Genomic DNA, 6,033 nt, shown 5'->3' with positions numbered 1-6,033 from the left:
AACTGACCTGGGAAATTTATCGCGACACGCTCATCGAACAGGCGGAGCAGGGGGTCGATTACTTCACCGTCCACGCCGGGGTTCTATTAAGATACATCCCAATGACGGCGCGGCGCGCCACCGGCATCGTCTCGCGCGGCGGCTCGATCATGGCGAAGTGGTGTCTGGCTCACCACAAGGAAAGCTTCCTGTACGAGCACTTCGAAGACATCTGCGAAATCATGAAAACGTATGACGTAGCCTTCTCGCTCGGCGACGGCCTGCGTCCCGGCTCGATCTACGACGCGAACGACGAAGCGCAACTCGGCGAGCTGAAGACACTCGGCGAACTCACGCAGATCGCGTGGAAGCACGACGTGCAGACCATGATCGAAGGTCCGGGCCACGTGCCGATGCAGCTGATCAAGGAAAACATGGACCTGCAACTGGAATGGTGTGACGAAGCACCGTTCTACACGCTTGGACCCCTGACCACCGACATCGCGCCGGGCTACGACCACATCACGTCGGGCATTGGGGCTGCGATGATCGGCTGGTTCGGCACCGCGATGCTCTGCTACGTGACGCCGAAGGAACACCTTGGGCTTCCGAACAAGAACGACGTCAAGACCGGCATCATCACCTACAAGCTCGCCGCGCACGCCGCCGATCTGGCGAAGGGCCATCCGGGCGCGCAGGTGCGTGACAATGCGTTGTCGAAGGCGCGTTTCGAATTCCGTTGGGAAGACCAGTTCAATCTCGGTCTCGATCCGGACAAGGCACGCGAATTCCACGACGAAACGCTGCCGAAGGATTCGGCCAAGGTCGCGCACTTCTGTTCGATGTGCGGCCCGCACTTCTGCTCGATGAAAATCACTCAGGACGTGCGCGAATTCGCTGCGCAGCAAGGCCTCTCCGACGACGATGCGCTGAAGAAAGGCATGGAAGTGAAGTCGATCGAGTTCATGAAGAAAGGCGCTGAGATTTATCAGCGGCAGTAAGGTGAGGATCGCGGGCGCAGGAGCGTGCGCCCGCTATTCGAACCTTACGCCTCACTGCATTGCAGCACCGAAGCCCGCCACTGGCGGGCTTTTGCATTTCTGCGCAAGCCGCCATGCCACATGCCGACAGAATGTAAGCGTGTGATCGCGAAATCGACAGTCTGCTTCTGATGACACGGGCCCGTGCATCTGGATGCGTGCCGATTGCTGCGAAAAACGCTTTGCAATGAGGTGAAATAAGCCGTTACGGTTTTGCAATCCTGTTGGCGCTACAGCGGCGTAAGCTCAGGCTATGACGCCCCGGATGGCGGCGTCCGATGGTAAACAGGAGCGCGTCATGAAGTCCCGCGTCATCAACTCTCTTTGCGCAATCAGCCAGCGGCTGCCGCGCGGCTTGCCCCGTCTTTCCCAAACTGGAATCGCGCTTGCCGGCGCGGCCTGCATGCTGACGCTATCCGGCTGCTATTACCCTTATGGCTACTATCCGGGCTACTACCCGTATTATGGCTACGGCACGGTCCCGGCCACCGACGTTCAGCGTGAAGTAGCCGTCGGCACTGCCGGCGATTCGGCAATTTCGCAGCAACAACAGGCTCAAGCCGCGCAGCAGGCCCGGGCCAATGCGCAAACCCAGCCGCCCACCTACGCGGTGGCCCAGCCGCCCGTGTACGTTGCTCCCCCCTATCCCGTCTATCCTGCCTACTATCCGCCGCCGGTCTATCCGGCTTATTACGGGTATCCAGGCTGGTATGGCCCGTCGGTCTCGATCGGCTTCGGTTTCGGCGGCTATTGGGGCGGCGGCCGCGGCGGATGGGGTGGCCACGGGCACTATCACTGAGTCTTGCCGATCTGGCTTACCCCCTGACCCTTATGCGATGCGTGTGCATGGCGAGCCTTCTTTGGCACCCCGCGCACGCATCGTGCCGCGCGCAGTCCGTGCCGCACAACGCGACGCTTTCGCCCATTCGCCCCTCCTCCCGTAGTTTCCCTTCTTGACGGCCAACATCCGGGCTCTATGCTTGGGGAAGCCACTCACAGTACTTGTTTAAATAAGCGACCCGGCGCGTCCTGCACGCGCCGCCGACGCCCATCCGTCCTGCCATAGCGACGCGTCCGTAGTGCGTAGTCCCGCGTCGATTTCGAACAACAACGAAGGAGACGTGATGTTTCACCAACTACTCACTCCCGTCGGCAATGCGCTATTGCCGTCGTTTCTGGTTGCCGCGCTGCCGATCATCGTCGTCCTGTTACTGCTTGGCTGGGCGCGCCGGCCGGCCTGGCAGGCTTCACTCGCGGGGCTGATTGTCGGCCTGATCGTGGCGATTTTCGTATGGCAGTTCCCGGTCGGACTCGCGCTCGCTTCGGTCGCCAACGGTGCGGTCTTCGCCTGCTGGCCGGTGATGTGGATCGTGTTCGCGGCGATCCTGCTCTACAACATCTCGCAGCGCTCGGGCCGCTTCGCGGCCTTCCGTATGTGGATGATCGACAACCTGCCGAACGACCGACGCGTCGTGCTGGTGGTGATCGGCTTTTCGTTTGGCGCGCTGCTCGAAGGGATTTCCGGCTTCGGCACACCGGTCGCGATCACCAGTTCGCTGCTGATCCTGCTCGGCTTCCCCACCCTCGAAGCGCTCACCTTTACGCTGATTTTCAATACCGCCCCGGTCGCGTTCGGCGCGCTGGGCGTACCGATCACGGTACTCGGCGCGGTCACGCACCTGCCCGCCGACACGCTCGCCAAGATGGTCGGACGGCAATTGCCGTTCTTCGCCTTGCTGCTGCCGTTCTACGTGATCGGCGTGTATGCGGGCTTTCGTAACATGCTACGCGTGTGGCCGGTACTGCTGGTATCGGGCGCGAGTTTCGCGCTGACGCAGTTCGTCGCATCGAACTACGTGAACTACAGCCTGACCGACGTGTTGTCGTCGATGGTCTCACTGATCCTGACGATCGCGTTCCTGCGTGTATGGAAGCCCGCCGTCGATCCAAAGTTCGCGATCAACATCGATCGCGTGGGCGAGGTGCGCGGCAAGATCAGCGGCGGCCAGGGCTGGTATCCATGGATCATCGTCTCGGCGGTAGTGATCGTCTGGACCATCGCCAAAATCTTCCTGATCGGCGACGTCAAGGTGCCGTGGCCGGGCCTCGACAAGGCCGTGTACATTACCCTGTACAACACGCCATACGGCGCGGTGTGGGACTTCCAGCCCCTCGCCACAGGCACGGCGATTCTGGTCGCCGCCATCATCACGTCGTTCGTGACGGGTCTGGGGGTGCGCGAATTTGGCAAGGCCATTGTCGACACGTGGGTCCAGACGCGCATCGCCATTCTGACGGTGGCGACCATCGTCGCGCTCGCGTATCTGATGAACTACTCAGGGCTCACCTACACGCTCGGGCTCGGCGCTGCGTCGGTCGGACCGTTCTTTCCGCTGGTGTCGGCGTTCCTCGGCTGGGTCGCGGTGTTCCTGTCCGGCAGCGATACCTCGGGCAACGCGCTGTTCGGCAACCTGCAGGTCGTGGCGGCCCATCAGTTGAACCTGAACCCGATCCTGATGGCGGCGACCAATTCGTCGGGCGGCGTGATGGGCAAGATGATCTCGCCGCAAAACATCTCGACCGGCGTGGCGACGACCGAGCTCAAAGGCAAGGAAGGCGTCGTATTCGCCAAGACCTTCAAGCATTCGATTCTGTTGACGGTGATCCTCGGCGTGCTGGTGTGGCTGCAGCAGAACTTCCTGCAGGGGATGATTCCGCACTGAGGTTTGTCTGGCTATCGATGTAACGACGGTGTGCGCTTGCCAATTCCTTCGGACGATAGCCTGCGCGATGGATTCGATCAGCTAGTTGATATCTGAATGGGTGAATCGGCGGACGTGCTCTTTCGGGCATGTCCGCTTTTTTAACAGCATGCATTCGACCCACCTGAGGCCGCGTAAGCGGCCGGTGCTGCTCGTGCTGCTCATACCGGGGCGCTAGGGGTGCTTGGCTCATGCCAAGGTCCTGCTGCCAAAGTCCATACGGCTAATGCACCACCACAAAATAATTCATACTTTTTCGGCGCCCACCCCGTCGCGCCTGCATCTGCCCCCTCCCTCACATCAATCTCATCGCAATTTTTCTCACATTAGCGTGAGAATTGCTCGTTTTGCAGCCAGCCCGGCTGGGCTTACGATGATGGCAATCAGACGTCCTTCATCCCGCGAATCTTGCCGTTTCATTCCAGCCTGAAACGTTTCGCGCGATCGCGCTGCTACGATGCGCGGACGTCTCGACTCAACCGCGCGCGGCGCCACGACAATGAACACCAAAAACCTGTTGCAGTTGCTGATCCTGGCCGCCTTGTGGGGCGCCTCGTTTCTGTTTATCCGTGTCGGCGTGGCCGATTTTGGCGTCGCACCGCTGATGGCATTGCGGGTCGGCATCGGCGCGATCTTCCTCGCCGTCGTGCTGGTTGCGCGGCGGCCGTTGCGTCAGTCCGCGACGATCCTGCGCACGCGCGCCTTTCCGCTCCTGGTGGTCGGCATCCTGAATTCGGCGGCGCCGTTCTGCCTGTTCGCGTATGCCGAGCTGACGCTGTCGGCGGGCGTGACATCCGTCATCAATGCAAGCACGCCGCTGTGGGGCGCACTCGTCGGCTTTCTATGGCTGCGTGACCGCCTGAGCGCACTGCGCACGCTCGGTCTCGTGATCGGCTTTCTCGGCGTACTCATGCTGGTGTGGGATCAGATCGCCGCGCCGAACGGTTCGGCCGCCTCGCCGTTGAGCACCGCGCTCGCGGCCGCCGCCGCGCTCGGCGCCACGCTGCTTTACGGCATCGCCGCCAACTACACGAAGCGCCACCTGACCGGCGTCGACGCATTGACCGTCGCGACCGGGACGATGACCGGCGCCACCATCGTGCTGCTGCCGCTCGCCGCAATCTACTGGCCGGCTGCGCCGATCTCGCTGCACGCCTGGGGCGCGGTCATCGCACTGGGTGTCGCGTGTACCGGCGTCGCGTACATGCTGTTCTTCCATCTGATCGCGGTGGTCGGGCCGGCACGCGCGATTACGGTGACCTTCGTGATTCCGATCTTCGGCATTCTGTGGGGCGCGCTATTTCTCAGCGAAACCGTGTCGCCGGGCATGCTGGAAGGCTGCGGCGTGATTCTCGTCGGCACCGCGCTTGCCACCGGCGTGATCAAGCGTCTGCCTTGGAGCGGCCCGCGCCGCGCCGACACCTGAAAACCGTCTCGCTCAATACATTCGGCGCGATCCAGCTCTCGCCCTGACGAGAATCGCGCCGACACAGAAAACCTCTTCGAGCGACGCCTCGTTCAGCGACGCCGTTTCCCGTCCTGCACCGCGCGTCGCGTCGACGGCTGCCCGGCAGTCAGTCCCGAGTACCCCAAAAAAATAGCCCGCACTCCATTAGAGTGCGGGCGAAACCGTCGCCCTACGAGGATAGGCGACGGGGCCACCTAGGCCGCGCGCCACGCGCGCAGGCCATCATCGGGCTAAGCACCGGTTCGTTCGCCGGTGCTGAAAGGGTCTGGGAATCGCCGATTCGGGAATCGCCGCAAGCTCATGGCGGATGTTACGAATCCGGCCCCATGAGTCTTTAAAAGCAGCTTGCGTGCCAGTTATAGAGGCTCACAAGAAATTGTCGCAAACCATTGATTATTATTGGATTGTTTTGCGATGAAAACATGCTGGGGAGGCTGGCGGAAGGAGTTCTGCGAGTTACGTCACCGGGGTAACGTCACGTAACATGCGGCCGCACGCGGCGGCCGCGATGCCTCGCTTCATACGTTTGAAGCGAGGCCGAACATCAGGATATCGGCCATTTCGTGCGTTGTGCAGCCGTATGCCGGACACGCAGGGCCACCGGCCGCCGCGTCTCGCGCGGGGACAAGGCCGCGCCGCATACAAGTGCCAGGACGAGCAAGCTCGCCGCCCACATCCAGTAAGGAATCACGTCGAACATGGCCATCTCCCGTTTAGCGCCGGTTCATGCCGGTGTTTTAGACAGAAGCAAACCGCGTGCGCGCCACGCCGGCGATTGGACAGC

The 6,033-nt window shown here is 61.8% G+C and carries 4 protein-coding genes; all 4 read left to right on the top strand.

Annotation, left to right across the window (positions count from 1 at the left end):
• Nucleotides 1-980 (top strand): phosphomethylpyrimidine synthase ThiC (thiC, locus tag VFE81_RS12395; RefSeq protein ID WP_325044871.1); only part of this gene is annotated, 980 nt, incomplete at its 5' end.
• Nucleotides 981-1,317: 337 nt separating this feature from the next.
• A complete protein-coding gene (locus VFE81_RS12390; RefSeq protein ID WP_325044870.1) occupies nucleotides 1,318-1,818 on the top strand; it encodes a hypothetical protein in 501 nt (166 codons plus the stop codon).
• A 325-nt stretch (nucleotides 1,819-2,143) separates the two neighbouring features.
• On the top strand, nucleotides 2,144-3,742 hold the full coding sequence (locus tag VFE81_RS12385; RefSeq protein WP_325044869.1) for an L-lactate permease: 1,599 nt from the start codon (nucleotides 2,144-2,146) through the stop codon (nucleotides 3,740-3,742).
• A 538-nt stretch (nucleotides 3,743-4,280) separates the two neighbouring features.
• Nucleotides 4,281-5,207: a DMT family transporter gene (locus VFE81_RS12380; protein WP_325044868.1), complete on the top strand. Its 927-nt coding sequence runs from the start codon at nucleotides 4,281-4,283 to the stop codon at nucleotides 5,205-5,207.
• The last annotated feature ends 826 nt before the right edge of the window (nucleotides 5,208-6,033 follow it).

This window comes from Paraburkholderia sp., assembly GCF_035656215.1.
Classification (GTDB): domain Bacteria; phylum Pseudomonadota; class Gammaproteobacteria; order Burkholderiales; family Burkholderiaceae; genus Paraburkholderia.
Note: the sequence above shows the minus strand (reverse complement) of the source record. Positions and strands in the feature narration are given on the sequence as shown.